Raw genomic sequence first — 433 nt, 5'->3', positions numbered from 1 at the left:
GACGGCCCGCAGATTGCCATCGTCACCGGCCCGCCGGGAGAAGAAATCTTCTGCGATGAGCACGGGCGCGTGCGGGTAAAATTCGCCTGGGATCGCTACAACAAGGCCAACGAAGGCAGCTCGTGCTGGATCCGCGTCTCACAGGCGTGGGCCGGTACCGGTTTTGGCAACATAGCCATACCGCGCGTCGGCCAGGAAGTGATTGTTGATTTCCTCAACGGCGACCCGGATCAACCGATTATCACCGGACGCACCTACCACGCCATCAACCGCTCGCCGGGCGATCTTCCGGGCACCAAAACGCAGATGGCGATCCGCTCGCAGACCTACAAAGGCAGCGGCTACAACGAGCTAATGTTCGAAGATGCCACCGCACAGGAGCTGCTGTCGATCCATGCCCAGAAGGACATGAAGACCAAGGTGCTGAATAACC

Annotated in this window: 1 protein-coding gene; it reads left to right on the top strand. The window is 59.8% G+C overall.

Going from position 1 to position 433, the window contains the following annotated elements; all coding sequences use genetic code 11:
- A partial coding sequence (tssI, locus tag D6C13_RS25405; protein WP_120135353.1) for a type VI secretion system tip protein TssI/VgrG occupies window positions 1–433 on the top strand: 433 nt, incomplete at both ends.

It is taken from the genome of Rahnella woolbedingensis (genome assembly GCF_003602095.1).
Taxonomy (GTDB): Bacteria; Pseudomonadota; Gammaproteobacteria; order Enterobacterales; family Enterobacteriaceae; genus Rahnella; species Rahnella woolbedingensis.
Note: the sequence above shows the minus strand (reverse complement) of the source record. Positions and strands in the feature narration are given on the sequence as shown.